This is a genomic window from Isoptericola aurantiacus (genome assembly GCF_044769875.1).
GTDB classification, from domain to species: domain Bacteria; phylum Actinomycetota; class Actinomycetes; order Actinomycetales; family Cellulomonadaceae; genus Isoptericola; species Isoptericola aurantiacus.
In genome coordinates this window covers 140,387-167,071 of record NZ_JBJBAE010000003.1, presented here as the reverse complement: position 1 = coordinate 167,071, position 26,685 = coordinate 140,387, and the positions used below count along the sequence as shown (strand labels likewise).

At 73.1% G+C, this 26,685-nt stretch carries 20 protein-coding genes and 1 tRNA gene; 13 read left to right on the top strand and 8 right to left on the bottom strand.

What is annotated here, in order from left to right:
- Positions 1–59: 59 nt before the first annotated feature.
- The 3 genes from ACIQLL_RS10700 to ACIQLL_RS10690 form a co-directional block, all read right to left on the bottom strand.
- Complete coding sequence (locus ACIQLL_RS10700) at positions 60–3,905, bottom strand: multifunctional oxoglutarate decarboxylase/oxoglutarate dehydrogenase thiamine pyrophosphate-binding subunit/dihydrolipoyllysine-residue succinyltransferase subunit (protein WP_402466598.1); 3,846 nt, start codon at positions 3,903–3,905, stop codon at positions 60–62.
- A gap of 257 nt (positions 3,906–4,162) precedes the next feature.
- Positions 4,163–5,254, bottom strand: a complete 1,092-nt coding sequence (locus ACIQLL_RS10695) for a HAMP domain-containing sensor histidine kinase (RefSeq protein ID WP_402466595.1) — start codon at positions 5,252–5,254, stop codon at positions 4,163–4,165.
- Position 5,255: 1 nt separating this feature from the next.
- Positions 5,256–5,984, bottom strand: coding sequence for a response regulator transcription factor (locus tag ACIQLL_RS10690; RefSeq protein WP_402466592.1), 729 nt, complete (start codon positions 5,982–5,984; stop codon positions 5,256–5,258).
- A 150-nt stretch (positions 5,985–6,134) separates the two neighbouring features.
- Between ACIQLL_RS10690 and ACIQLL_RS10685 the strand changes: the two genes are divergently transcribed.
- From ACIQLL_RS10685 to ACIQLL_RS10670, 4 genes are all read left to right on the top strand, one after another.
- Positions 6,135–7,466 carry a hemolysin family protein gene (locus ACIQLL_RS10685; RefSeq protein ID WP_402466590.1) on the top strand — a complete coding sequence of 444 codons (1,332 nt, stop codon included), beginning with the start codon at positions 6,135–6,137 and terminating at the stop codon, positions 7,464–7,466.
- Entirely contained in the window at positions 7,463–8,512 is a 1,050-nt protein-coding gene (locus ACIQLL_RS10680; protein WP_402466587.1) for a hemolysin family protein, read from the top strand. Before ACIQLL_RS10685 ends, ACIQLL_RS10680 begins: the two co-directional genes overlap by 4 nt.
- A gap of 195 nt (positions 8,513–8,707) precedes the next feature.
- Positions 8,708–9,553, top strand: coding sequence for a M15 family metallopeptidase (locus tag ACIQLL_RS10675; protein WP_402466584.1), 846 nt, complete (start codon positions 8,708–8,710; stop codon positions 9,551–9,553).
- A 17-nt stretch (positions 9,554–9,570) separates the two neighbouring features.
- The gene (locus ACIQLL_RS10670) at positions 9,571–10,206 is read left to right on the top strand and encodes a CYTH domain-containing protein (protein ID WP_402466582.1); all 636 of its coding nucleotides are present in this window, start codon (positions 9,571–9,573) and stop codon (positions 10,204–10,206) included.
- A gap of 6 nt (positions 10,207–10,212) precedes the next feature.
- Here the strand turns inward: ACIQLL_RS10670 and ACIQLL_RS10665 are convergent, their stop codons facing one another.
- The 5 genes from ACIQLL_RS10665 to ACIQLL_RS10645 form a co-directional block, all read right to left on the bottom strand.
- Positions 10,213–11,355 (bottom strand): bifunctional 2-methylcitrate synthase/citrate synthase, encoded by a 1,143-nt coding sequence (locus tag ACIQLL_RS10665; RefSeq protein WP_402466580.1) that lies wholly within the window; start codon positions 11,353–11,355, stop codon positions 10,213–10,215.
- 48 nt (positions 11,356–11,403) lie between these two features.
- Positions 11,404–12,321 carry a methylisocitrate lyase gene (gene prpB / locus ACIQLL_RS10660; protein ID WP_402466579.1) on the bottom strand — a complete coding sequence of 306 codons (918 nt, stop codon included), beginning with the start codon at positions 12,319–12,321 and terminating at the stop codon, positions 11,404–11,406.
- A complete protein-coding gene (locus tag ACIQLL_RS10655; RefSeq protein WP_402466577.1) occupies positions 12,321–13,838 on the bottom strand; it encodes an MmgE/PrpD family protein in 1,518 nt (505 codons plus the stop codon). The genes prpB and ACIQLL_RS10655 overlap by 1 nt, the downstream gene beginning before the upstream one ends.
- A gap of 238 nt (positions 13,839–14,076) precedes the next feature.
- On the bottom strand, positions 14,077–14,649 hold the full coding sequence (locus ACIQLL_RS10650) for a hypothetical protein (protein ID WP_402466574.1): 573 nt from the start codon (positions 14,647–14,649) through the stop codon (positions 14,077–14,079).
- A gap of 189 nt (positions 14,650–14,838) precedes the next feature.
- A tRNA-Arg gene (locus ACIQLL_RS10645) sits at positions 14,839–14,914 on the bottom strand.
- A gap of 130 nt (positions 14,915–15,044) precedes the next feature.
- Between ACIQLL_RS10645 and argS the strand changes: the two genes are divergently transcribed.
- The 9 genes from argS (at position 15,045) to prmC (ending at position 26,685) form a co-directional block, all read left to right on the top strand.
- Entirely contained in the window at positions 15,045–16,724 is a 1,680-nt protein-coding gene (gene argS / locus ACIQLL_RS10640) for an arginine--tRNA ligase (protein ID WP_402466572.1), read from the top strand.
- 59 nt (positions 16,725–16,783) lie between these two features.
- Positions 16,784–18,160: a diaminopimelate decarboxylase gene (gene lysA / locus ACIQLL_RS10635; RefSeq protein WP_402467415.1), complete on the top strand. Its 1,377-nt coding sequence runs from the start codon at positions 16,784–16,786 to the stop codon at positions 18,158–18,160.
- A gap of 148 nt (positions 18,161–18,308) precedes the next feature.
- A complete protein-coding gene (locus tag ACIQLL_RS10630) occupies positions 18,309–19,661 on the top strand; it encodes a homoserine dehydrogenase (RefSeq protein ID WP_402467412.1) in 1,353 nt (450 codons plus the stop codon).
- A 2-nt stretch (positions 19,662–19,663) separates the two neighbouring features.
- Complete coding sequence (thrC, locus tag ACIQLL_RS10625; protein ID WP_402466569.1) at positions 19,664–20,770, top strand: threonine synthase; 1,107 nt, start codon at positions 19,664–19,666, stop codon at positions 20,768–20,770.
- 1 nt (position 20,771) lies between these two features.
- Positions 20,772–21,701 carry a homoserine kinase gene (gene thrB / locus ACIQLL_RS10620; protein ID WP_402466566.1) on the top strand — a complete coding sequence of 310 codons (930 nt, stop codon included), beginning with the start codon at positions 20,772–20,774 and terminating at the stop codon, positions 21,699–21,701.
- Positions 21,702–22,026: 325 nt separating this feature from the next.
- A complete protein-coding gene (rho, locus tag ACIQLL_RS10615) occupies positions 22,027–23,919 on the top strand; it encodes a transcription termination factor Rho (protein WP_402467409.1) in 1,893 nt (630 codons plus the stop codon).
- 140 nt (positions 23,920–24,059) lie between these two features.
- The gene (rpmE, locus tag ACIQLL_RS10610; RefSeq protein ID WP_402466563.1) at positions 24,060–24,269 is read left to right on the top strand and encodes a 50S ribosomal protein L31; all 210 of its coding nucleotides are present in this window, start codon (positions 24,060–24,062) and stop codon (positions 24,267–24,269) included.
- A gap of 354 nt (positions 24,270–24,623) precedes the next feature.
- Positions 24,624–25,715, top strand: a complete 1,092-nt coding sequence (gene prfA, locus ACIQLL_RS10605) for a peptide chain release factor 1 (protein WP_402466560.1) — start codon at positions 24,624–24,626, stop codon at positions 25,713–25,715.
- Positions 25,708–26,685 (top strand): peptide chain release factor N(5)-glutamine methyltransferase, encoded by a 978-nt coding sequence (gene prmC / locus ACIQLL_RS10600; protein WP_402466558.1) that lies wholly within the window; start codon positions 25,708–25,710, stop codon positions 26,683–26,685. The genes prfA and prmC overlap by 8 nt, the downstream gene beginning before the upstream one ends.

Genomic DNA, 26,685 nt, shown 5'->3' with positions numbered 1-26,685 from the left:
GGACGACGCAGGGCCCGGAAGGTCGCGACCTTCCGGGCCCTGCGTCGTCGTGCGAGCGCTCAGCGGGTGAACACCTGGTCGAGCAGCGTGGCCTGCTCCTCCTTGTGCCGCTTGGCGGTACCGGCCGCGGTCGAGGCCGACGCCGGACGCGAGATGACCTGCACGCGCGGCAGGTCCTCGGGCAGCGCCAGGTGCAGGTACGACCAGGCGCCCTGGTTCTGCGGCTCGTCCTGGACCCAGACGACCTCGGCGTCGGGGTACTTCGCGAGCTCGGCGCGCACCTGCTCCTCGGGGAACGGGTAGAGCTGCTCGAGGCGGACGATCGCCGTGGCGCCGTCCTCCCGCTTGGTCCGCTCGGCGAGGAGGTCGTAGTAGACGCGACCGGTGCACAGCACCAGGCGCTGCACCGCCGACGGCGAGATGTCACCCCGCGCCACGGCGGTGTCGCCGAGCACCGGCTCGAACGTCCCGGTGGTGAAGTCCTCGACGGACGACGTCGCGGCCTTCAGCCGCAGCAGCTGCTTCGGCGTGAGCACCACGAGCGGACGACGGGGCCGGTCGTACGCCTGCTTGCGCAGCAGGTGGAAGTACGAGGCCGGCGTCGACGGCTGGGCGACGGTCATGTTGTTCTCGGCGGAGAGCTGCAGGAACCGCTCGGGGCGGGCCGACGAGTGGTCGGGGCCCTGGCCCTCGTAGCCGTGGGGCAGCAGCAGCACCACGGACGAGTTCTGGGCCCACTTCTGCTCGGCCGAGGAGATGAACTCGTCGATGACCGTCTGCGCGCCGTTGACGAAGTCGCCGAACTGCGCCTCCCACAGCACCAGGGCGTCCGGACGCTCCACGGAGTAGCCGTACTCGAACCCGAGGGCGGCGTACTCGCTCAGCGAGGAGTCGTACGCCCAGAACTTGGCCTGGTCGCCGGCCAGGTACAGCAGGGGCGTCCACTCGGCCCCGGTGTGCCGGTCGTGCAGGACGGCGTGGCGCTGCGTGAACGTGCCACGCCGCGAGTCCTGACCGGCCAGGCGGACGGGAGTGCCCTCGACGAGGAGCGACCCGAAGGCCGCGAGCTCGCCGAACGCCCAGTCGATGTCCCCCTCCTTGGCCATGAGCTGGCGCTTCTCGAGGAGCTTGCCCAGCTTGGGGTGGACGCTGAAGCCCTCCGGCGGGGAGACGTGGACCTCGCCGACGCGCTCCAGCACCGTGTGGGGGACGGCGGTCTGCCAGCCGACCATCGTGCCGGCGTCCTCGCGCTGCGACTCGGGGCGCTCCAGGCCGGCGATCTCCTCGGTGCCGGCCGGAGCCGCGGGGCCGGAGCCCTTGGTCTCGGTGAAGACGCGCTCCAGCTGGGCCTGGTAGTCCTTGAGGGCCTGCTCGGCCTCCTCGACCGTGATGTCGCCGCGGGCCACGAGGTTCTTCGTGTACAGCTTGCGCACCGACTGCTTGGCCTCGATGAGGTTGTACATCAGCGGCTGCGTCATCGAGGGGTCGTCGCCCTCGTTGTGGCCGCGGCGGCGGTAGCAGACCATGTCGATGATCACGTCGCGGTCGAACTGCTCGCGGTAGGCGAAGGCGAGCTCGGCCACGCGGACGCATGCCTCCGGGTCGTCACCGTTCACGTGGAACACCGGGACCTGGTAGCCCTTCGCCACGTCCGTGGAGTACGTCGTCGAACGGGACGACGACGGACCGGTGGTGAAGCCGACCTGGTTGTTGATGACCACGTGGATCGTGCCGCCGGTGCGGTAGCCGCGCAGCTGCGCGAGGTTGAGCACCTCGGGCACGACGCCCTGGCCGGCGAACGCGGCGTCGCCGTGCAGCAGGATCGGCAGCACGGAGAAGCCGTCGCCGCCGAGGTCGATGCGGTCCTGCTTGGCGCGCACGATGCCCTGGAGCACCGGGTCGACGGCCTCGAGGTGCGACGGGTTCGCCGCGAGGTAGACCTTCGTCGTCGCGCCGGACTCGGCGGTGAACGTGCCCTCGGTGCCCAGGTGGTACTTCACGTCGCCGGAGCCCTGGACGGACCGCGGGTCGAGCTGCCCCTCGAACTCCTGGAAGATCTGCGCGTAGCTCTTGCCCGCGATGTTCGCGAGCACGTTGAGCCGCCCGCGGTGGGCCATGCCGACGCCGACCTCGTCCAGGCCGTTCTCCGCCGCCTTGGACAGGATCGCGTCGAGCAGCGGGATGACGGACTCGCCGCCCTCGAGCGAGAAGCGCTTCTGGCCCACGTACTTGGTCTGCAGGAACGTCTCGAACGCCTCGGCGGAGTTCAGCCGGCGCAGGATGCGCAGCTGGTCCTCGCGCGGGGTGCGTGCGTAGCCGTGCTCGAGCCGGTCCTGGAGCCACGTGCGCTGGGCCGGGTCGGACAGGTGCATGTACTCGATGCCGATGGAGCGGCAGTAGGAGTCGCGCAGCAGCCCGAGCGTGTCGCGCAGGGTCGCCTTGGGCTTGCCGCCGAAGCCACCGGTCGGGAACACGCGGTCCAGGTCCCACAACGTCAGGCCGTGGGTCTGGATGTCGAGGTCCGGGTGCTTGCGCTGACGGTAGGCCAGGGGGTCGGTGTCCGCCATGAGGTGGCCGCGCGAGCGGTAGGAGTGCACCAGCTCGGCGATCTTGGCGGGCTTGGCGGCCTCGACGTCGGAGTCGACGGTGTTGTCGCGGACCCAGCGCACGGGCTCGTAGGGCACGCGCAGCGCGGCGAAGACGCGGTCGTAGAAGCCGTCGAGCCCGAGGAGCTTCGAGCTGAGGATCTTGAGGAACTCACCGGACTGCGCGCCCTGGATGATGCGGTGGTCGTAGGTCGAGGTGATCGTCATGACCTTCGACACGCCCATCCGGGCGAGCTGCTCGTCCGAGGCACCCGCGAACTCCGCCGGGTAGTCCATCGCGCCGACGCCGATGATCGTGCCCTGGCCCTGCATCAGGCGCGGCACGGAGTGGACCGTGCCGATCCCGCCGGGGTTGGTCAGGGAGATCGTGGTGCCGGCGAAGTCGTCGACGCCGAGCTTGCCGCCGCGCGCCTTGCGCACGAGGTCCTCGTAGCCCGCCCAGAACGCCGCGAAGTCGAGCTCGTCGGCCTTCTTGATGCTCGGCACCAGGAGCTGGCGCGAGCCGTCGGGCTTGGCGAGGTCGATCGCGAGCCCGAAGCCGACGTGCGCGGGCTGCACGACCCCGGGCTTGCCGTCGACCTCCTGGTAGTGGGCGTTCATGACCGGCATGTCGGCGAGCGCCTCGACCAGGGCGAACCCGATGAGGTGGGTGAAGGAGATCTTCCCGCCCCGACCGCGCTGGAGGTGGTTGTTGATGACGATGCGGTTGTCGACCATCAGCTTCGCCGGCACGGCACGCACCGACGTCGCGGTGGGGACCTCGAGCGAGGCCTCCATGTTGGTCACGACCCGTGCGGCCGGGCCCCGCAGCTTGCGCACCTCGTCGCTCGCGTCGTCGTCGTCCGTGTGCGGCGACGCCTTGGCCATCTCCGCGTAGGGGGCCGTGGCCGGCAGCGCCTCGGCCACGGGGGCGTCCGCTGCGGAGACGAGGGGGTCGGCGGGGACCGGTGCGTCGGAGGCGCCCTGCGAGGCCTCGGCGGCGGCCGTGCCGGAGGCCGGGGACGCCGTGGTGGACCCGGTGGCCGAGCCCTCGTCCTGCGCCGGGGTCGCGGCCGGGGAGGACCCCGAGGTGGCCGACGACGGAGCGGTCGCGGGGGAGGTGGCGTCCTGGTCCCGGCGCGCTGCCGTCCCGTCCGGGGACTCGTCGGGCGTGTAGTCCGCGAAGAAGTCCCACCACGCGGGATCGACCGCGTTCTTGTCCTTCAGGTACTGCTCGTAGAGCTCGTCCACGAGCCATTCGTTGGCACCGAACGACGCACTCTCGGCGTTGATCGACTCTGACCCAGCCTTCGGGGACACCACTCCCGGATCGCCCACTTCCCACGTTGCACTCGTCGTCCTGCACCCGATGTCCGGGCACCATCCAGGGTAGGCCCTCGGCGTGCCCTCGCAGGGCCGGCCGCGGGCGGGCCGGCGGTCGGCGGCGTGCTCCCTCACCGCTGCGTGGTCCGTGGGTAATACACCAGGAAAGGAGTCCTCGGTGTTGCGTCGAGCGGCGTCATGCCTGTCTCACGATCAGGGGTCCGCCACGTTTCCGTGTGACCGATCTCACGGAGCTACTGCGCGGACTCCGTGGTCACTCCGGGCGCCGGTCGGGCGACGGCGGGAAGCAGGACCCGCATCGTCGCCCCGGTGTCCGTGTCGGCGACCTCCACGTGCCCCCCGTGCAGATCGACAGCCCACCGCACGATCGCCAGGCCGATGCCGGTGCCACCGCTGCCCGCCAGGGCGCGCCCGCTGGTCGACCCGCGTGCGAAGCGTTCGAAGACGCGGTCGCGGTCCTCCGGCGCGATGCCGGGACCCTCGTCCCCGATCTCGACGACGACGTCGTCCCCGGCCGGGTAGGCGTCCAGCCGGACCGTGCCCCCGTGCGGGGAGTGCCGGATGGCGTTCTGCAGGAGGTTGGTCACGACCTGGCGCAGCCGCTCCACGTCGGCCTCCAGGGGAAGGTCCTCCGGCGTGACGTCGACGACGTAGGTCAGTCCCTTGCCGGCGTCGACCATGGAGACGGCCTCCGCGCACTCCTCCAGGAAGTCGCCCACCGAGAACTCGGTCAGCGTCAGGGCGGAGGCGCCGGCCTCGACCCGGGAGAGGTCGAGCAGGTAGGTCACCAGGCGGCTCAGGCGCTCGGTCTGCTCGAGCGACAGCTCGAGCGAGGCGGGCGTCGCCTCCGTGACGCCGTCGACCATGTTCTCGAGCTGCGCCTGCAGGGCGGCCACCGGCGTGCGCAACTCGTGGGAGACGTTCGCGATGAGCTCGCGGCGGATCCGGTCGGAGGACTCCAGGTCGCGGGACATCGTGTTGAACGCCTCGGCGAGCTGGCCGACCTCGTCCTGGCTGGTGGACCGCACCCGGATCGAGTAGTCGCCGTCGGCCATGGCCTGCGCCGCCGCCGTCATCTCCCGCAGCGGCGACGTCATGCCGCGCGCGAGGAACCAGGTGAGCAGCAGCGAGACCAGGATCGCCAGCGGGAACGTGCGGCTGGGCCCGAACTCGTTGCGCAGCCCCACCCACGTGACGACCACGCCGACGGCCACGCTGGCCACCACCAGCAGTCCGAGCTTGACCTTGAGCGAGTGGACGGGGTCCAGCGGGCGGACGTCCAGCCGCCGGTGCTCGCGTCGCCGTCCGTCGTCGTGCGTCGCCATCTCAGGTGGCCGGCGGCTCGAAGGCGTAGCCCACCCCGTGCACCGTGCGGATCAGGTCCGGTCCGAGCTTGCGCCGCAGCGCCTTGATGTGGGAGTCCACCGTGCGGGTGCCGCTGGCGTCCGCCCAGTCCCAGACCTCCGCGAGCAGCTTCTCGCGGGTCTGCACCGTCTTGGGCGCGCCCGCGAGCATCACGAGCAGCTCGAACTCCGTGGGCGTCAGGTGCACCTCCTCGCCCGCGCGGTGCACGCGCCGCTGGGCACGGTCGATGGTGACGTCGCCGGCCACGAGCGGGGGCTCGGCGGGTGCGGAGGCGGCGGCCTGCGCCGCCCGCTCCACGCGTCGCAGCAGGGCCTTGACCCGCGCGACGAGCTCGCGCATCGAGAACGGCTTGGTCATGTAGTCGTCCGCGCCCACGCCGAGCCCGATGATCATGTCCGTCTCGTCGTCACGGGCCGTCAGCATGAGGACCGGGGTGGGGTGGTCCGCCTGGATGCGGCGGCACACCTCTAGACCGTCGATGCCGGGCAGCATGACGTCGAGGACGACGGCGTCCGGGTGCAGCCGGGCCGCGGCGTCCACGCCCGACAGTCCGTCGCGGGCGACCTCGACCCGCCAGCCTTCGGCGGAGAGGCGCTGCGCGATGGCGGTGGCGATGGCCGGCTCGTCCTCGACGACGAGCACCGTGGCATTCCGCTGGCCCTGCCCGGAACTGCTCGCAGTGGTGGTCATGGATCCCATCTTGCACTCAACACCTGAGGTTTCGCTGGGCATCTCCTGGCGTGGCGGCCGCGGTGCGACAGCGTCGGGGCCGACCCGATACGATCTGCGCACGATGGATGACAGTCGATATACCGGTCCGGACCGCCGTCGGGGGCCCACGTGCTGACCGACCTGATCATGGTCGCCGTGGGTGTGCTGCTCACCGCCGGCACGGCGATCTTCGTGGCGAGCGAGTTCTCCCTGGTCACGTTGGACCCGGCGGTCGTCGGCGCCGACGACGAGGAGGGCGACAGTCCCTCGCCCGGCCGGACGGGTCCCGACAGGCGGGACCGCATCGTCCGCTCCGGGCTGAAGCACCTGTCGACCGAGCTGAGCTCGGCGCAGGTCGGCATCACCGTGACGACGATCCTGCTGGGCTACACCGCCCAGCCGGCGCTGCTGTCCCTGTTCGGGGCCGGGCTCGCCGCCACGCCGCTGGGCGCGGGGATGGCGTCCGTCCTGGCCGGGGTCCTCGCTCTCGTCGTGGTCAACGCCTTCTCCATGCTGTTCGGCGAGCTCATCCCCAAGAACTTCGCGCTGTCGACGCCGCACACGACCGCGCGCGCCGTCGTGCCGGTGCAGCGGGTCTTCACCGTCGTCTTCGGGCCGCTCATCGCGGTCCTGAACGGGTCGGCGAACGCGATCCTGCGCCGCATGGGCATCGAGCCCCGCGAGGAGCTGTCCGGCGCGCGGTCGGCCTCCGAGCTGCTGTCGCTGGTGCGCCGCTCCGCCCAGGAGGGCACCCTCGAGGAGGGCACCGCGACGCTGCTGGCGAACTCCCTGGAGCTCGACGAGCTCACCGCGCGCGACGTGATGACCGACCGCACGCGCATGTCCGTCGTCTCCCGGGACACCAGCGCCCGGGAGGTCGTGGCCCTGGCCCACCGCACGGGCCACTCGCGCTTCCCGGTGATCGGTGACGACCGCGACGACGTCGTCGGCCTGGTGCACCTGCGGCGCGCCGTCGGCGTCCCGGACCCCCGCCGTGACGACGTCCCGGCCGGGGCGCTCATGGTCGACGCGCCGCGCGTGCCGGAGACCGTCACGCTCGGCCCCCTGCTCGTGGAGCTGCGCGGTCTCGGGCTGCAGATGGCCGTCGTCGTGGACGAGTACGGCGGGACCTCCGGGGTGGTGACGCTGGAGGACGTCGTCGAGGAGCTCGTGGGCGACGTCGCGGACGAGCACGACCGGCGCCGCGGCGGCGTGGCGCGGCTCGCGGACGGCTCGTGGGCGGTGCCGGGCGTGCTGCGCCCCGACGAGCTGCAGGAGTCCACCGGGCTGCGCGTGCCCGAGGGAGCCTCCTACGAGACGCTCGGCGGCCTGGTCATGGACCGCCTCGGGCGGCTGCCGGCCGAGGGTGACGTCGTCGAGGTCGACGGGGTCACGCTGCGCGTCGAGATCGTCGAGGGGCGCCGCGTGGAGCGGCTCCGGGTCGTGGGGGAGGACGCATGAGCACCGGGACCGCGCTGCTGGTCGGCGCGCTGCTGCTGATCGGGAACGCCTTCTTCGTCGGCGCCGAGTTCGCCGTGCTGTCCGTGAAGCGCAGCACCATCGAGCCGCGGGCGGAGGCCGGGGAGCGGCGCGCGAAGGTCGTGCTGTGGGCGATGGAGAACGTCTCGCTCATGCTGGCCTGCGCCCAGCTCGGGATCACCGTCTGCTCGACCGGGCTGGGGATCATCGCCGAGCCGGCGCTCGCCCACCTGCTCGAGGGGCCGTTCGCGGCGCTCGGGGTGCCGGAGCAGCTCGTGCACCCGGTGGCGCTGGTGCTGGCCCTGGGCGTCGTCGTCTACCTGCACGTCGTGCTGGGGGAGATGGTCCCCAAGAACCTCGCGGTGACGGGGCCGGAGGCGGCCGCGCTCTGGTTCGCGCCGCCGCTGGTGTTCATCGCCCGCGTCGTCCGGCCGATCATCGTGGCACTCAACTGGGTGGCCAACCACGCGATCCGGATGCTGGGCGTCGAGCCGAAGGACGAGGTGGCCTCGGCCTTCACCGTCGAGGAGGTGCAGTCGATCGTCGAGCACTCCCGGGCGGAGGGCGTCCTCGAGGACGACCAGGGGCTGCTCACCGGGGCGATCCAGTTCTCCTCGCGCACCGCGCGTGACGTGATGGTGCCGCTGGCGTCGCTCGTCACGCTCGCCCCGGGAGCCTCCCCGGAGGACGTCGAACGGCTGGTGGCCCGGACGGGATTCAGCCGGTTCCCGATGGTCGAGCCCGAGGACGACGGCCCCGGGCGGCTCCTGGGCTACCTGCACCTCAAGGACGTGCTGTACGCGACCAACGGCAACCGGTCGCGCCCCGTGCCGACGTGGCGCGTGCGCGCGACCGCGACCGTCGGCCCCGACGAGGAGGTCGAGGACGCGCTGCGCGCCATGCAGCGCTCCGGCGCGCACCTCGCCCGGGTGGACGAGGGTGGCCGCCCCGTCGGTGTCGTCTTCCTCGAGGACATCCTCGAGGAGCTCGTCGGCGAGGTCCGGGACGCGATGCAGCGCCGCCGCTGACGCGGTGAACAAGGCCTCGTGCGGGGTTGAACAGGGCGTGAACAACCGGGGCTTGGCCGTGAGCGCCGTCACCGCTATGGTTCGGTCACAGAACGGCATCCGAGGACGGCGCGGGACGCGTCGTCGCAGGTGACCGTCGGATGGGCACGGAGTCGGTGAGCCGCGGTGACGCGGCCGGAGAACCACGGAGGTGGCGTGGACACGACGTCGCAGGGCGACGCCCGATCCCCGCGCTCCCGTCGCGAGATCCGTGAGGCCGAGGACGCCCGCGCCGGTCGGCGCCAACGTCGCGGCCCGGCCCGCAAGGGCCGTGGACGGGGCGCGCACGCGGCACCCGCCGGTCACACCTGGATCACTCGGGCGACGGTCCTGGGCTCGCTGGCCGCGGTGACCATCGCCGTCCCGCTGTCCACCGACGCCGACGCCGACGACCACTCCCCGTTCGACCTGGAGACGGCCCCGGCGGGGCCGTCCACGCTGGCCCTGCTGCAGTCGGGGTCGACGGCGCCGTCGACGGCGTCCGCCATCGCGGCGGCACCCCGCGAGCGCACCGTGGACGTGGCCAGCCGGTCGACCGTGGCCCGCGACCCGCTGCCGGAGTGCGACGCCGCCGCCCCGGTGGACGGCACCAACGGCCAGCTCGCCGACCACTCGCTGTGCGACCTGTGGCAGAGCGGCGAGCAGCTGCGCCCGGATGCCGCCGTGGCGCTCAGCGCGCTCAACGAGGCGTTCAACGCCCGCTTCGGGCGCGACCTCTGCCTCGTGGACAGCTATCGCTCCCTGTCGTCCCAGTACGCCGTCAAGGCGAGCCGGGGGTACCTCGCCGCGACGCCCGGGACGTCCATGCACGGCTGGGGCCTGGCGATCGACCTGTGCTCCAAGGAGACGGGCAGCGCCGACGTCTACCAGTGGCTCTGGGACAACGGCCCGGCCTACGGCTGGGAGAACCCGCCGTGGGCCCAGCGGGGCGGTTCGGGCAAGTACGAGCCCTGGCACTTCGAGTACCGTGCCGGCGTCGAGGAGATCTCCGTCTGGCACTGACGGCGTACTGTCGTGGCATGTCCACGGACTACTCCGACTTCGAGTTCGAACGCCGGTTCCTCGTGCGCGAGCTGCCGGGCACGCTGCGGGACGCGCCGTCGCTCATCGTCCAGTCCTACTACCTGTCCGACGGCGGCTACGCCCTGCGGGTGCGGGCGCAGGCGAACGGGGTCGAGGCGGGGCTGGACGCCCGCAGCGACCCCCGCGACGTCCTGGACGCCCACCGCGACCAGATCGACTTCGCCGCCGTCACGGTCAAGGGCCCGTCGGCCGGCGGGACCCGGTACGAGGCCGAGCGGCAGCTCGACCCGCTCGTCGGGGTCGAGCTCGTCCGGCGCGGCGGCGCGCGGGTCCTCAAGACGCGGTACGCGGTGTGGCTCGGAGCCGACGGCTGGTCCATCGACGTCTTCGGCGGGGCCAACGACCCCCTGATCGTCGCGGAGTGTGAACGGTCCGGACCGGTCACCGAGCTGCAGATCCCCGAGTTCTGCGTCACCGAGATCACGGACGACCGCCGGTTCTCGAACGAGTCCCTGGCCGTGCGCCCCTTCGGTGAGTGGGCGGTGGACCACGCCCGTGAGCTGGCGGAGTCGGGCCCGCAGTTCCGTGACGACTTCGGCGAGAACCAGCGGCTGCCGCCGGCAGAGCGCTGACGGTGCCTAGGCTCCCGGAACCTCGCGGCGTGCGGGGCCGACGTACGCCGACAGCGGCCGGATGAGGGAGTTCGCCGCCTGCTGCTCGGCCACGTGTGCCGTCCAGCCCGTGACGCGCGCCGCCACGAACAGCGGCGTGAAGGTGTCGGTGTCGAACCCCATCAAGTGGTAGGCGGGCCCGGCCGGGTAGTCGAGGTTCGGATAGATTCCCTTGCGCTCGACGAACGCGGACTCCAGGGCGTCGTATAGGTCGCCCAGGTCCTGGCGGTCGTAGTGGGCCACCAGGGCGTCGAGCGCGGCCTTCATCGACGGCACGCGCGAGTCGCCGTGCTTGTACACGCGGTGCCCGAACCCCATGACCTTGCGGCGGGCGGCCAGCGCCTCGTCGAGCCAGGCCGCGGCGCGGTCGGCGGTCCCGATCTCGGTGAAGGCGTGCATGACGGCCTCGTTCGCGCCACCGTGCAGCGGGCCCTTGAGCGCGCCGATCGCGCCCGTGACGGCCGAGTACACGTCGGACAGGGTCGAGGCGATCACGCGGGCGGTGAACGTCGAGGCGTTGAAGGAGTGCTCGGCGTACAGCACGAGCGAGACCCGGAACGCGTCCACGACGGCGTCGTCGGGCACCTCCCCGAAGGTCTGCCACAGGAAGTTCCGGGCGTAGTCCAGGTCGTCGCGGGGCGCGACCGGCTCCAGTCCCCGGCGGCGGCGCTGGGTGTGGGCCACGATCCCGGGCAGCTGGGCGAACAGGTAGACGGCGCGCCCCCGGTTGAGCTCCGGGTCGAGCACGCCGTTCTCGCCGCCGAGCGTCCCGTCGAGACCGCCGAGCTGGCTGACCGCGGTGCGCACGGCGTCCATGGGGTGCGCCGAGACGGGCACGTCGTCCAGCGCCCGCCGCGTGCGCTCGTCCATCGGTCGCAGCGACCGTTCCTGCTGCTCGAGGGCCGCCAGCTCGGGGGCCGTCGGCAGCTCACCGTGCCACAGCAGGTGCGCCACGGCCTCGAACGGCTGCGTCGCGGCCAGGTCCTGGACCGGGTACCCGCGGTACAGCAGGGAGTTGGTCTCCGGGTCGACCTTCGAGATCGCCGTGGTGTCGGCGACGACGCCGGCCAGGCCCTTGCGGACGTCGGCCTCGGTGGGGGAGTCGGTCATCGGTGCTCCTTCGCTCGCGTGCCGCGCGGCGTCGCGCGACGGGTCCGGTCAGTCCGCTCGGTGGTGGTGGTCCTCCAGCGAGAAGTCGTACACCCCGGCGTCGAACGTGCTGTAGGCCGGGTAGTCGAGCAGGTCGTACAGGTCGGCGCGGGTCTGCATGCGCCCGACGGCGGAGTCCAGCGAGCCCTCGGCGCGCAGCGCGTCGAGCCCGCCCTCGGCGGCGCCCATGGCCAGGCGCAGCAGGGAGACCGGGTAGATGACCATCGCGACGCCCGCGTCGTGCAGCCGGGTGGCGGTGAACAGCTCCGACTTGCCGAACTCGGTCATGTTGGCCAGGACCGGCACGTCCAGCGCGGACGCCATCGCGGCGAACTCGTCGAGGTCGCGCATCGCCTCCGGGAAGACGGCGTCCGCCCCGGCGTCCACGAGGGCCCGGGCGCGCTCGATCGCGGCCTCCAGCCCGGCTCCGGCGCGGATGTCGGTGCGGGCCATGATCAGCAGGTTCTCGTCCCGGCGAGCGGTCACAGCAGCACGGATGCGCTGCAGCGCTGTGGGTTCGTCCACCACCTGCTTGCCGTCGAGGTGGCCGCACCGCTTGGGGTTCACCTGGTCCTCGACGTGCAGGCCGGCGACGCCGGCGTCCTCCATCGTCTGGACCGTGCGGGCCACGTTCATCGCCTCGCCGAACCCGGTGTCGGCGTCCACGAGCGTCGGCAGGTCGGTCATCCGGGCGACCTGACCGGCGCGCCCGGCGACCTCGCTGAGGGTGGTGAGCCCGACGTCGGGCAGGCCCAGGTCGGCCGCGACGACGGCACCCGAGACATACACGCCGTCGAACCCCTTGCGCTCGATCAGGCGCGCCGAGAGCGGGTTGAACGCCCCGGGGAGCTGCAGCAGGTCGCCGGAGCGCAGGCGTGCGCGGAACGTGGCGCGCTTGGCGGCGGGGGTCAGGTCCGAATACAGCATCAGAAGATCCCGGGTGCGGCGGTGGCCCCCGCGGCAGGGTCGACGGCGGGGGTCACGCTGAGCCCGGCGAGCTCGTCCGCATCCAGCTCGGGCAGGCGCTGGGCGACGTCGAGGAACCGCTCGATCTCGTCGTCGGCCAGCACGCCGTCGGCCAGGGACCGGAACTTGGCCACGTACTGCTCGCGACCGAACGGCCGCGCACCGAGCGGGTGGGCATCGGCCACGGCGATCTCGTCGACGATGCGCTCGCCGTCCGCCATCTCGATCTCCACGCGGCCGCCGAAGGACTTCTCGTCGGGGTCGGCCGAGTGGTAGCGACGGGTCCACTCCGCGTCCTCCGCCGTGGTGACGTGGCGCCAGAGCTCGACGGTGTCCGGGCGGCCGGCACGCTCGGGGGCGTAGCTGGCCACGTGGTCCCACGCACCGTCCTGCAGGGCGACGGTGAAGATGTAGGGGATCGAGTGGTCGAGGGTCTCCCGGCTGGCGGTCGGGTCGTACTTCTGCGGGTCGCCGGAGCCGGAACCGATGACGTGGTGGGTGTGGTGCGAGGTGTGCAGCACGATCGAGCGCACGGCCTGCGGCTCGCGCAGCTCGGGCCGCTCGGTGCCGAGACGCCGGGCCAGGTCGATCCAGGCCTGCGCCTGGTACTCGGCCGAGTGCTCCTTGGTGTAGGTGTCCAGGATCGCCGTGCGGTCCTCCCCGTGACCGGGCAGCGGCACCGTGTACCGCGCCTCGGGGCCGGACAGCATCCAGGCGATGAACCCGTCCGTGCCCTCGTAGATCGGGCTGGGGGAGGTCTGCCCGCGCATCGCCCGGTCCACGGCCTCGATCGCCATCTTCCCGGCGAACGCGGGGGCGTGCGCCTTCCACGTGGAGATCTCGCCCTTGCGGGACTGCCGCGTCGCCGTCGTCGTGTGCAGCGCCTGGCCGACGGCCTGGTAGATCGTGTCCGCCGGCAGGCCCAGCAGGGTGCCGATCCCGGCGGCGGCGCTCGGGCCGAGGTGCGCCACGTGGTCGATCTTGTGCTCGTGCAGGCAGATGCCCTTGACCAGGTCGACCTGGATCTCGTACCCGGTGACGATGCCGCGCAGCAGCTCGGCGCCCGAGCGGCCCAGATGCTGGGCCACCGCCAGGACCGGCGGGATGTTGTCTCCCGGGTGGGAGTACTCCGCGGCGAGGAACGTGTCGTGATAGTCCAGCTCGCGCACGGCCACGCCGTTGGCCCAGGCAGCCCACTCGGGGCTGGTGCGCTCACCGCTGCCCACGATGGTGGCGCCCGCACCGCCGCGGGAGACCGGGTGCGCCTCCGCCTGGGCGCGCGCGGCCAGGATCGGTGCGCGCCCCAACGACGCCGTGGCCACCGCCGCGTTGTCGATGATCCGGTTGATCACCATGTCGGTGACCTCCGGCGTCGGGTCGAGCTGCTCGGCCGCGACGTCCGCGATCTTCCACGCGAGCTGGTCGGTGCGGGCGAGCGGTTCGTCGGCGCGGTAGGTGCGCACGGTGTGGTCGATCATGGATCCTCCGGATCACGGGGACGGCATCAGGCCCGACGTCGGCGTCGACGCCTGCCCTGGCGAACCTAACGCGCCCGGCGCCGGGCGTCCACGCCGGTACCGGGTACCGCCGTCGGGCCGTGCGGCATCATCGACCTTCCCATCGATCCGGTCTGCCGTCGTCGACCCGCACCACCCCCGCGCGGGAGAGTGAGCGCTGCGTGCGCGCGGGCGCGTGTGCCGGCGGCCGGCGGCCCACTCATCGGCTCGACGGCTCGTCCTCGATCGCGACCTCCGCCATCGGGGGTTCCGGTGCGCGGCGGGCCCCTGGACGGGCGAGCGCGAGCACCGCGAGGACGCCGACGAAGACGGGCGTCGCCAGGCTCAGTGCACCCTGCCGTGTCCAGGCGATCACGAGCGGGTCGGAGACACCACCGTCCATCCGGGAGGTGGCGCCGTCCAACGACGCGCTGAGCGCGCTGTAGGGAAGGGTGGTCGACGCCACGGCCCAGGCGATGAGGGCGAGCGTCGTCGCGGCGGCGGCCCACACCGGGAGCTGGTGCCATCGCGTCGCCGCCGCCCGCTGACAGTGCCAGAGCGGCCAGACGGCCAGCGCCGTCACCACGGCGATCCCGAGATGGTCCACGACCGGCGCCCGCAGCCGGGCCACCGACACGGTCGAGCCGTCCCAGCTCAGCAGGGCTCCGCCGACGATGCTCGAGGCACGCAGGTCGAGGTAGCCGATCGCCGTGACGTACACCGTGGCCCCGACCGTCGCGGCCAGGACCCCCAGCAGGAGTCCGAGGGATGTCGGTCTGACCGGCGTGCGCACCGCTCCACCTCCGTTCGGGACACCCGGGGTGGGCATCGGTCCGCCGAACGTAGTGGTTGCCTCAAGAGCCGGTCAACGACGGTCGGGCGACCCTGTGCTGATCGCCGCGCCTCGCAGCCGCAGCGGTCCGCCGTCGCGCCGCCGGGAACGACGAAGGTCCCCGGGCCGTCAACGACCCGGGGACCTCGATGGTGCGCCTGAAGGGATTCGAACCCCCGACCTTCTGCTCCGGAGGCAGACGCTCTATCCACTGAGCTACAGGCGCGAGTACCGGGCGCGTCGCCAGAGGCGATGCCGCAGCACGGTCCCCGAGACTACCACCGCGGCTGTGCAGGTCGGAAAACGAGCGCGGCGCCGTCGGAGGGCGGCCGGCGCCGGGCCGGTAGAATCGCCCGGTGACCCCCGACGAGCTCTCCGAAGCACTCAGCGCTGCCCTCGCCGCGGCCGTGGCCGACGGCACCCTGGACCTTCCCGCCGACGCCGTGCCGGCGTCGGTCCACGTGGAGCGACCCCGGCAGCGCGAGCACGGCGACTGGGCCACGAACGTCGCGCTGCAGCTCGCGAAGAAGGCGGGCACGACGCCGCGGGCGCTGGCCGAGGACCTGGCCGCGCGCCTCGGGTCCACCCCGGGGATCAAGGCGGTCGACGTCGCCGGCCCGGGATTCCTGAACATCACGCTGGAGGCAGGTGCCGCCGGCGAGCTGGCGCGCACCATTGTCGAGTCGGGCGCCGCCTACGGCCGCAACGACTCCGAGGTCGGCAAGAAGGTCAACCTGGAGTTCGTCTCGGCGAACCCGACGGGGCCGATCCACATCGGCGGCGTGCGCTGGGCCGCCGTCGGGGACTCCCTTGCCCGCGTGCTCGAGGCCAGCGGCGCCGAGGTGACACGCGAGTACTACTTCAACGACCACGGCGCGCAGATCGACCGTTTCGCGCGGTCGCTGCTCGCCCGCGCTCGCGGCCAGGAGGCGCCGGAGGACGGCTACGGCGGGCAATACATCGCCGAGATCGCCGACGCCGTCATCGCTGACGCGGTCGCTGCGGGCGACACCGACCCGCGCGACCTGCCCGACGCCGAGGCGCAGGAGGTCTTCCGGTCGCGCGGCGTGGAGCGCATGTTCGGCGAGATCAAGTCCTCGCTGCACGACTTCGGCGTCGACTTCGACGTGTTCTTCCACGAGGACTCCCTGCACGGGTCCGGTGCGGTGGACCGCGCCGTGGCCCGGCTGCAGGACGCGGGCCGGATGTTCGAGGCCGACGGCGCGACCTGGCTGCGTACGACCGACTTCGGCGACGACAAGGATCGCGTCGTCATCAAGTCCGACGGCGACGCCGCGTACATCGCCGGCGACATCGCCTACTACCTGGACAAGCGCGAGCGCGGCTTCGACGAGGCGATCATCATGCTCGGCGCGGACCACCACGGCTACGTCGGCCGCATGATGGCGGTGTGCGCCGCGTTCGGCGACACCCCGGGCGTCAACCTGCAGCTCCTCATCGGCCAGATGGTCAACCTGGTCAAGGACGGCCGGCCGGTGCGCATGTCCAAGCGTGCCGGGACCGTCGTCACGCTCGAGGACCTGGTGGACGCCGTGGGCGTCGACGCCGCCCGCTACTCGCTGGCACGGTCGTCGGTGGACACGAGCATCGACCTGGACCTCGACCTGCTCGCCAGCGCCACCAACGAGAACCCGGTCTACTACGTCCAGTACGCCCACTCGCGCACCTGCGCCGTGGATCGCAACGCCGCGGACCGGTCCGTGGCGCGGGCCGACGGCTTCGACCCCGCCCTGCTCGATCACGAGACCGAAGCAGTGCTGCTCGGTCGCCTGACCGAGTTCCCGCGGATCGTCGCCCAGGCGGCCGAGCTGCGCGAACCGCACCGCGTCGCCCGCTACCTCGAGGGGCTCGCTGCGGACTACCACAAGTGGTACAGCGAGCGTCGCGTCCTGCCCTACCCGGACGAGGAGGTCGAGACCGTGCACCGCACGCGCCTGTGGCTCAACGACGCCGTGCGCCAGGTGCTCGCCAACGGGCTCGACCTGCTCGGTGTCAGCGCCCCGGAGCGGATGTGAGCGCCCGGGTGGACGCGGACGGGACGACGGCGGCACTCCCGACAGGTGGGCCCGGTGCCCTGGGTGCGCCCTGGTCCTCAGGTGTCCGACGTCGGCCGGACGGCGAGGTCGAGGTGGCCGGCGTCCCCGTGAGCGCTCTGGCCGCCGAGCACGGCACGCCCGCCTACGTGCTGGACGAGGCGGACTTCAGGGCCCGGGCCCGGGCCTACCGGACGGCCTTCGAGGCCGCCTTCGACCAGGTCGGCGCGGGCGTCGACGTCTACTACGCGGGCAAGGCCCTGCTCACCGTCGCGGTCGCACGCTGGGCCACCCAGGAAGGGTTGCGGGTCGACACGGCCTCGGGCGGCGAGCTGGCCACCGCCCTGCGGGCCGGGGTGCCGGGCACCGCGATCGGGCTGCACGGCAACAACAAGTCCGACGCCGAGATCCTCGCCGCGCTCGACGCGGGCGTGGGCCGCCTCATCGTCGACTCCCTCGTGGAGATCGACCGCGTGGCCGACCTCGCCGCCTCCCGGGGCGTCGTCGCGCCCGTGATGGTCCGCGTGACCACGGGCGTGCACGCCGGGGGGCACGAGTACATCTCCACCGCGCACGAGGACCAGAAGTTCGGCCTGTCGGTGAGTGCCGGGCCCGACGGCGGGACGTCCCCGGCGCTCGCGGCCCTGGTGGCCGTCGTGGCGCGGCCCGAGCTGGAGCTGCTGGGCATCCACTCCCACATCGGCTCCCAGATCCTCGACCCCTCCGGGTTCGAGGCCGCGGCCCGCGTGGTGCTGCAGCTGCGCGCGGACCTCGCCCAGCGCACCGGTGTGCTCGTGGACGAGGTCGACCTGGGCGGCGGGTACGGCATCGCCTACCTGCCGGCGGACGAGGCCCTCGAGCCCGGACCCGTGGCCCGTGACGTCGCCGAGGCCGTCGCCGCCGTGGCGGGTGAGCTCGGCACGCCCCTGCCGCGGTTCTCCATCGAGCCGGGCCGCGCCGTCGTCGGGCCGGCCGGGTTGACCCTCTACACCGTCGGCACGGTCAAGCCGGTCACCGTGTCGGCATCGGTCGACGGCGGGGCCACGGCCGGCACCTTCACCCGCCTGTACGTGTCGGTGGACGGCGGGATGAGCGACAACATCCGCCCCGCCCTGTACGGCGCGCACTACCACGCGGAGGTCGTGGGGCGGCTCTCCGACGCCGCCCCGGTGCTGGCCCGCGTGGTGGGCAAGCACTGCGAGAGCGGGGACATCGTGGTGCACGAGGTCATGCTGCCGGGGGACGTGCGTGCCGGTGATCTGCTGGCGGTCGCCGCCACGGGTGCCTACGGCCGGTCGATGGCCTCCAACTACAACGCGCTCACGCGGCCTCCTGTGGTCGCCGTCGCGGACGGTGCCTCGCGCGTCCTCGTGCGCCGCGAGACCGTGGAGGACCTCCTGGCGCTCGACCAGGGCTGACCGCCGCTCGGACCCGCCGTCACGATGCGGACGGCGGGCCGACCGGCTCCCGGGCACGGCTATCCTTTCCTCGTCCCCGACGTCCCTGATCGAAGGTGGCCCCGTGCCCGCTGCAGACCGCCCGTCCGCCGAGCCCGCGCCGTCGGACGTGCCGCGCCGGCCGCGCACGCCCCAGCGCGTCGCGCTGCTCGGCTGCGGCGTCGTCGGCACCCAGGTGGCCACCCTGCTCCTCGAGCAGTCGTCGGACCTCGAGGCGCGCGTCGGTGCCCCCCTGGAGCTGGCGGGCATCGCGGTGCGCGACCTCTCCCGCCCCCGGGAGGGCGTCCCCGCCGAGCTGCTCACCGACGACGCCGAGGCCCTGGTCGAGTCCGCGGACATCGTCGTGGAGCTGATGGGCGGGATCGAGCCCGCACGGACGTTGATCCTGCGCGCGCTGGCGCGCGGCGCGAGCGTCGTGACGGCCAACAAGCAGCTCCTCGCCGAGCAGGGCCCCGTGCTGTTCGAGGCCGCCGACGCCGCCCGGGCGGACCTGTCGTTCGAGGCCGCCGTCGCGGGGGCCATCCCGATCGTGCGCCCCGTGCGCGAGTCGCTCGCGGGCGACCAGGTGCTGCGCGTGCTCGGCATCGTCAACGGCACCACCAACTACGTCCTGGACGAGATGACCACCCAGGGCATGGAGCTGGACGACGCCGTCCGGCGCGCCCAGGAGCTCGGCTACGCCGAGGCGGACCCCACGGCGGACGTCGACGGGTTCGACGCCGCGGCGAAGGCCGCGATCCTCGCCTCCCTCGCCTTCCACACCCGGGTCTCGATCCACCAGGTCGCCCGCGAGGGTATCCGCGGGATCACCAGCGACGACGTCGAGTGGGCCCGGCGCACCGGGTACGTCCTGAAGCTGCTCGCCATCGCCGAGCGGACGGGTGAGGGCGTGGCGGCCCGCGTCCACCCGGCGCTCGTGCCGCTCGACCACCCGCTGGCCGCGGTGCGCGGCGCGTTCAACGCCGTCTTCGTCGAGGCCGAGGGCGCCGGGCCGCTCATGTTCTACGGGCAGGGCGCGGGCGGGCGCCCGACGGCGTCGGCCGTGCTGGGCGATGTCGTCTCGGCGGCCCGCGACCGGCTGATCGGGGGCAAGGGGCCGCAGGAGTCGGCCTACGCCTCGCTGCCCGTCCTGCCGGCCGACGCGGCCGTCACCCGGTACCAGGTGCGCCTCGAGGTGGCCGACCGGACAGGTGTCCTCGCGCAGGTCGCCGGTGTGCTCGCCGAGAACGGCGTGTCGATCGACACCGTGCGGCAGAGCGAGGCCCTGACGGCCGCCTTCGAGGCCGAGCCGGCCTCCGAGCCCGTCCCCGGTGCCGTGCCCGAGCAGGGCGAGCCCGTGGCGAGGCTGGTCCTGACCACGCACGCCGCGCGCGAGGCGTCGCTGGCCGCGACGGTCAGCGCGCTGGAGCGCCTGGAGCCCGTCCGTCAGATCACGTCAGTCCTGCGAGTCGAGGGAGTCTGAGCATGCCGGCCCACCAGTGGCGCGGTGTCATCACCGAGTACGCCGACCGTCTGCCCGCCCACGTCGCCGAGAGGATCGTGACCCTCGGCGAGGGGGGCACCCCGCTGGTGGGAGCCCCGGCGCTCTCCGCGCGCACCGGTGCCGACGTGTACGTCAAGGTCGAGGGGATGAACCCGACCGGATCGTTCAAGGACCGCGGCATGACGACGGCGATGTCCGCCGCGGCCGCGCGCGGCGCGAAGGTCGTGGTCTGCGCCTCGACGGGCAACACCTCCGCGTCGGCCGCCGCCTACGCCACGCGGGCGGGGATGATCTGCGCGGTGCTGGTCCCGGACGGCAAGATCGCGATGGGCAAGCTCAGCCAGGCGATCGCGCACGGCGCCAGGCTGCTGCAGGTGGACGGCAACTTCGACGACTGCCTGGTCGTGGCCCGCAAGCTCGCCGAGGCCTACCCGGTCGAGCTGGTCAACTCGGTCAACCCGGACCGCATCGAGGGTCAGAAGACCGCGGCGTTCGAGATCGTCGACGCCCTCGGCGACGCTCCCGACATCCACGCTCTGCCGGTCGGCAACGCGGGCAACATCACCGCGTACTGGAAGGGCTACCGCGAGTACGCGGGGATCGCGACCGGCGACGAGGGGCCCGGCGCCGCCCCGGTGGCCGTGGCCACCCGGACGCCCGCCATGTGGGGCTTCCAGGCGGCGGGTGCGGCACCGATCGTGCAGGGGCACCCGGTGGACCCGGAGACGATCGCCACGGCGATCCGGATCGGAAACCCGGCCTCCTGGACGCAGGCCGAGGAGGCCCGCGACGCCTCGGGCGGGGTGATCGAGGCGGTGTCCGACGACGAGATCCTCGCCGCGCACCGGGTGCTCTCGGCCGACGTCGGCGTGTTCGTCGAGCCGGCGTCCGCCGCCGGTGTGGCCGGCCTGCTGTCCCGGGCGGAGCGCGGCCTCGTCCCCGAGGGGGCGCGGGTGGTCGTCACGGTGACCGGCCACGGACTGAAGGACCCCCAGTGGGCGCTGCGCGGTCCGGACGGCGGCGACGTCACCCCGACGCGGGTGAGCGCCGACGTCGTGTCCGTCGCGGACGCGCTCGGGCTGGAGTGAGATGAGGCTCGGCGCCGACCACGTGGTCGCGAGGGTTCCCGCCACGAGCGCGAACCTGGGCCCCGGCTTCGATGCGATGGGCCTGGCCCTCGGTCTCCACGACGAGGTGGAGGTCCGGCTGGTGGCCAGCGACGAGATCCTCGTCGAGGTCACGGGCGAGGGCGCGGGCGAGGTGCCCGACGGCGCCGACCACCTCGTGGTGCGGGCGCTGCGGCACACGCTGGACCTGGCGGGCGCCCCGCTGACCGGGATGCACCTGCGCTGCGCCAACCGCATCCCGCACGGGCGGGGGCTGGGTTCGTCGGCGGCCGCGGTGGTCTCGGGCATCGTGGCGGCGCGGGGTCTGCTGGCGGACCCCCGGGCGCTGGACGCCGCCACCATGCTGAGGATCGCCACCGACTTCGAGGGGCACCCGGACAACGCCGCCCCCGCGCTGCACGGGGGAGCGACCCTCGCCTGGTCGGGGGCGGACGGCCCCCGGGCGGTCGGCCTGGAGATCGACCCGCGGATCGCGGTGACCGCACTGGTACCCGACGTCCGCCTGGCGACCAGTCGGGCGCGCGGTGTGCTGCCGGAACAGGTGCCGCACGCGGACGCGGCCTTCACCGCCGGGCGGGCCGCCCTGCTCGTGGAGTCGCTGGCGCGGCGCCCGGAGCTGCTGCTGGACGCCACCGAGGACCGGCTGCACCAGGACTACCGGGCGGGCGTCATGGCGGGTACCGCCGAGCTGGTCCGGGCGCTGCGTGCCGAGGGTCTGGCGGCCACGGTCTCCGGTGCCGGTCCCACGGTGCTCGTGCTGACGGCGCAGGGGCAGGGTGACGTCCTGGACGGCGTGCTCGCCGAGCTGGTCGACGACGTCGCCGGCTGGCACCGGGTGGATCCGGGCATCGACACGACCGGCGCGGTCTGCAGGAGTGATAGCATGAACTAAGCCTTCGGGAGCGGCCTCAGGGTTCGATCCTCGGATCGATCTGAGATCGACGTCGACGGCGCCATCCTCTTCGTCCCGCACGCTGTCGCGTGCGTCGTCGCAGGACGGGCGCCACGGTCGCGGCGGTGCGTCCCAGCGCCTCCCACGTCCACACCGAAGGCCGACAGCAACCCGGTCAGCGACGTCGTCGTACCACTGACACGAGGTTTGCGCCTGGCGCTCCCGCGTCCGGGCGCCCACCACCCCGGCCCGAGCGGATCTCCGCGGGGCCGCATACGAGGGGGAAGGGTCCTTCGTGACGAACACCACCGACAACCTGAGCTCGATGAAGCTTGCCGAGCTCCAGGCCATGGCGTCCCAGATGGGCGTCAAGGGCACGAGTCGCATGCGCAAGAGCGACCTCGCCGACGTCATCCGCACCCGTCGTGGCGGCGCGTCCGGCAACGGGTCCGCCGAGCAGCAGACCGCCCCGCCGAAGCGTCGCCCGACGGCGGCCTCCAGCGAGCAGCAGACCACCGTCGTCGACCCGCCGGTCGCCGCCGCGTCGGCGACGGCGCCGACCGTGCGGACCGAGGCCGCGGCCGACTCCGGCGAGCGCCGCCAGCGCCGCGCGACCCGTCCCACGTCCTCGGCCGAGGGCGCGGGGTCGGACCGCGGCGGTCGCGGCGGTCGTGACGGCTCCGAGAGCAGCACCGACCGCGAGGCCCGGCTGGCCGAGCTCGCCGACGCCGTGGCCGCGCCGCGTGAGCGGAACCAGCGCCAGCGCGGCGAGCGCCAGGGCGGCTCCGCCGCCAACGGGGAGCAGTCCACGCAGAACGACCGCTCCGAGGACCAGAACGGTCAGAACGGGCGGCAGGGGCAGCCCGACCAGCGCCAGCGCGGCGAGCAGCAGAACGACCGCTCCGGCTCGCGCCGTCGTCGTGGACGCGACCGCGGCCGTGACCGCAAGCGCAACCGTCCGGCACGCGGGGGCAACGGTCCCGACGTGGCGCTCGAGGACTCCGAGGTGCGCGACGACGACGTGCTCGTCCCGGTCGCGGGGATCCTCGACATCCTGGACAACTACGCGTTCGTCCGCACCAGCGGCTACCTGCCCGGTCCGAAGGACGTCTACGTCTCGCTGAACCAGGTCCGCAAGTCCGGCCTGCGTCGCGGCGACGCCGTCACCGGCGCGATCCGCCAGCCCCGCGAGGGCGAGGAGCCTCCGGGCGGGAACAGCTCCGGCAGCGGGAAGAACGTGCGCAACAAGTTCTCCGCCCTCGTCCGTCTCGACACCGTCAACGGGATGGCTCCGGAGCAGGCGCGCGAGCGGGCGGAGTTCACCAAGCTCACGCCGCTGTACCCGCAGGAGCGGCTGCGGCTCGAGAACCCCGAGGCCACCCGCCTGACCCCGCGCGTGATCGACATCGTCGCCCCGATCGGCAAGGGCCAGCGCGGACTCATCGTCGCGCCGCCGAAGGCCGGCAAGACGATCATCATGCAGCAGATCGCCAACGCCATCACGACCAACAACTCCGAGGTCCACCTCATGGTGGTGCTGGTCGACGAGCGGCCCGAAGAGGTCACCGACATGGAGCGGACGGTCAAGGGCGAGGTCATCGCCTCGACGTTCGACCGCCCGGCCTCGGACCACACCATCGTCGCCGAGCTCGCGATCGAGCGCGCCAAGCGCCTCGTCGAGCTCGGTCAGGACGTCGTGGTGCTGCTCGACTCCATCACCCGGCTCTCGCGCGCCTACAACCTGGCCGCGCCGGCGTCGGGCCGCATCCTGTCCGGTGGTGTCGACGCCGCGGCCCTGTACCCGCCGAAGCGATTCTTCGGTGCCGCCCGCAACATCGAGAACGGTGGCTCGCTGACCATCCTCGGCTCGGCGCTGGTGGAGACCGGCTCCAAGATGGACGAGGTGATCTTCGAGGAGTTCAAGGGCACCGGCAACATGGAGCTGCGCCTGTCCCGCAACCTCGCCGACAAGCGGATCTTCCCGGCGGTGGACGTCAACGCGTCCGGCACCCGCCGCGAGGAGGTCCTGCTCTCGCGCGACGAGCTCGGGATCGTCTACAAGCTCCGTCGGGTCATGGGCGCGCTCGACCAGCAGCAGGCGATCGAGCTCCTGCTGGGACAGCTCAAGAAGACCCAGACCAACGTCGAGTTCCTGCTGCACGTGCAGAAGACGACGCCGGCCGGGCTCTCCGACGGGGAGCCGGGCGAGACCGTCTGACGCACGGCGCACGTCACATCGTCGGCACAGGCGGAATCGTTCCGCGACCACCTGTGTTCTGGCACAATGGTTCGTCGGCCTGCCGGTTCACGGCTCGCGGTCCTGCGAGGCGACCCGGCGGCATCACACCTAGGAGCATCATGAAGTCCGGTATCCACCCCGAGTACGTCGTCACCCAGGTCACCTGCACCTGCGGCAACACGTTCACCACGCGCAGCACCGAGACGTCCGGCAAGATCAGCGCCGACGTCTGCAGCGCCTGCCACCCGTTCTACACGGGCAAGCAGAAGATCCTCGACACCGGTGGTCGCGTCGCCCGGTTCGAGGCGCGCTACGGCAAGAAGAAGTAGCACCCCGGCCAGCGCCGGCGACCCGCCCGACAACCTCTCCAGGGGCAGTCGGACGACGGGTCGCCGGCGCTGCCGTCTTCCCACGAGGTAGGCCTCCTGGCCGCGAGGTGGGCGGTCCGCCCGCGAGGTAGGCCTCCTCGTGGTCAGGTAGGCCGTCCGCCGGCGAGGTAGGCCACGGTCGGCGCAGCCCCGCCGGGGTCCGGTCCTACCTCGCGGGTCCCAGTTCTACCTCGCGGGAACCGGCCCTACCTCGAGAGCCGGTGGCCTACCTCGCGGGAACCGGCCCTACCTCGCGAGCCGGTGGCCTACCTCGCGAGCACCAGCTCGAGCTCGGCGTCCAGACACGGAGATGACGTGACCGAAGACTTCGCGGTGGCCCGGCCGCTGCTCGCCGAGCACGCCGAGATCGAGCAGGCGCTGGCCGACCCGGCCGTGCACGCCGACGCCGGCCGCGCCCGCACGCTCGGCCGCCGGTACGCCGAGCTCAACCGGGTCGTCGGGGCCTACCGTGCCTGGCGCACGGCCCACGACGACGCCGCCGCTGCCGCCGAGCTCGCCGACGAGGACGAGTCCTTCGCCGCCGAGCTGCCCGCGCTGCGGGACGCCGAGACCGACGCCGCCGAGCACCTGCGCCGCGTGCTGGTCCCGCGCGACCCCGACGACGGTCGCGACGTCATCCTGGAGATCAAGGCCGGCGAGGGCGGCGACGAGTCCGCCCTGTTCGCCGGCGACCTGCTGCGCATGTACCTGCGGTACGCCGAGCGCCGCGGCTGGTCCGCCCAGGTGCTCGAGTCCACCGAGACCGAGCTCGGCGGGTACAAGGACGTGCAGGTCGCGATCAAGTCCAAGGGCACCCTGCAGGACCCCGCCGACGGCGTCTGGGCCCACCTCAAGTACGAGGGTGGGGTCCACCGCGTGCAGCGGGTCCCGGTCACCGAGTCCCAGGGACGGATCCACACCTCGGCGGCCGGCGTCCTGGTCTTCCCGGAGGTCGACGACCCCGGTGAGGTCGAGATCGAGCCGAACGACCTGCGCATCGACGTCTACCGCTCCTCGGGCCCGGGCGGCCAGTCGGTGAACACCACCGACTCCGCCGTGCGCATCACGCACCTGCCCACGGGCATCGTGGTGTCCATGCAGAACGAGAAGTCCCAGCTGCAGAACAAGGAGCAGGCGCTGCGCGTGCTGCGCGCCCGGCTGCTCGCCGCGCAGCAGGAGGCGGCCGCGGCGGAGGCCGCCGACATCCGCCGGTCGCAGGTGCGCACCGTCGACCGCTCCGAGCGCATCCGGACGTACAACTACCCGGAGAACCGCGTCGCCGACCACCGCACCGGGTACAAGGCCTACAACCTCGACCACGTCCTCGCGGGAGACTTGGACGCCGTCGTGCGTTCGGCGATCGAGACCGACGAGGCGGCTCGGCTGGCCGCGGCCGGCGATGCCTGACCCGGCCGTCCCGCCGCGCACCGCCGCGCTGCTGCGCTCAGCCACCGGGACGCTGGCGGCGGCGGGGGTCCCCTCCCCGCGCGCCGACGCCGAGATCCTGCTCGGCCACGTGCTCGGCGTGGACCGGGGGGAGGTCCGGCGCCTCGCGCTGCTGGACGCCGAACCGGCATCCCTCGACGACGGCGTCGCCGCCCCGCACGGTGCCGTCGCCGACCGCTTCGCCCGCCTCGTCGAGCGTCGTGCGCGACGCGAGCCGTTGCAGCACCTCACCGGGCGCGCGCCGTTCCGGCACCTGGAGCTCGCCGTCGGCCCGGGCGTCTTCGTGCCGCGGCCCGAGACGGAGCAGGTGGCGCAGGTGGCGATCGACGAGGCCGCGGCGGTCGTGGCACGCCGGGGCGGCGCCGTCGTCGTCGACCTGTGCACGGGATCGGGGGCGATCGCCCTCGCCGTGGCCACCGAGGTCCCCGGCGCGACGGTGCGCGCCGTCGAGCTGGACGCGGGGGCGCACGCGTGGGCCCGCCGCAACGTCGCCGAGGCTGCTGAGGCTGCCGGACGTGCCGCCGTCGTGCACCTGGTGCGCGGCGACGCGCGCACGGCGCTGCGCGAGCTCGACGGCACCGTCGACGTCGTCGTCTCGAACCCGCCCTACGTGCCGCCGGACGCCGTGCCGCAGGATCCTGAGGTCTCCGGGCACGACCCGGCCGTGGCGCTCTACGGCCTGGGTCCGGACGGTCTCGAGGTGCCCCGGGGCATCGCGGCCGCCGCCGCCCGGCTGCTGCGCCCGGGCGGGCTCCTCGTCATGGAGCACGCCGAGGTGCAGGCCGCCGCCGCCCGCGACCTCGTCCGGGCCCACGGGTTCGAGGAGGCCGTCACCCGCCCGGACCTGGCCGGTCGGCCGCGGATGGTCGTGGCCCGGAGGACCGGGGGAGCGCCGGGCGCCCCGCGAACCGTGACAGACTGGGCCGGGTGA

Excerpts from the sequence above, each read along its gene's own strand:
- ACIQLL_RS10655 (WP_402466577.1), bottom strand. The coding sequence starts at position 13,838 with ATGATCGACCACACCGTGCGCACCTACCGCGCCGACGAACCGCTCGCC.
- rpmE (WP_402466563.1), top strand. The coding sequence starts at position 24,060 with ATGAAGTCCGGTATCCACCCCGAGTACGTCGTCACCCAGGTCACCTGC.
- ACIQLL_RS10680 (WP_402466587.1), top strand. The coding sequence starts at position 7,463 with ATGAGCACCGGGACCGCGCTGCTGGTCGGCGCGCTGCTGCTGATCGGG.
- prpB (WP_402466579.1), bottom strand. The coding sequence starts at position 12,321 with ATGCTGTATTCGGACCTGACCCCCGCCGCCAAGCGCGCCACGTTCCGC.
- rho (WP_402467409.1), top strand. The coding sequence starts at position 22,027 with ATGAAGCTTGCCGAGCTCCAGGCCATGGCGTCCCAGATGGGCGTCAAG.
- thrC (WP_402466569.1), top strand. The coding sequence starts at position 19,664 with ATGCCGGCCCACCAGTGGCGCGGTGTCATCACCGAGTACGCCGACCGT.
- prmC (WP_402466558.1), top strand. The coding sequence starts at position 25,708 with ATGCCTGACCCGGCCGTCCCGCCGCGCACCGCCGCGCTGCTGCGCTCA.
- ACIQLL_RS10690 (WP_402466592.1), bottom strand. The coding sequence starts at position 5,984 with ATGACCACCACTGCGAGCAGTTCCGGGCAGGGCCAGCGGAATGCCACG.
- ACIQLL_RS10670 (WP_402466582.1), top strand. The coding sequence starts at position 9,571 with ATGTCCACGGACTACTCCGACTTCGAGTTCGAACGCCGGTTCCTCGTG.
- thrB (WP_402466566.1), top strand. The coding sequence starts at position 20,772 with ATGAGGCTCGGCGCCGACCACGTGGTCGCGAGGGTTCCCGCCACGAGC.
- ACIQLL_RS10665 (WP_402466580.1), bottom strand. The coding sequence starts at position 11,355 with ATGACCGACTCCCCCACCGAGGCCGACGTCCGCAAGGGCCTGGCCGGC.
- ACIQLL_RS10695 (WP_402466595.1), bottom strand. The coding sequence starts at position 5,254 with ATGGCGACGCACGACGACGGACGGCGACGCGAGCACCGGCGGCTGGAC.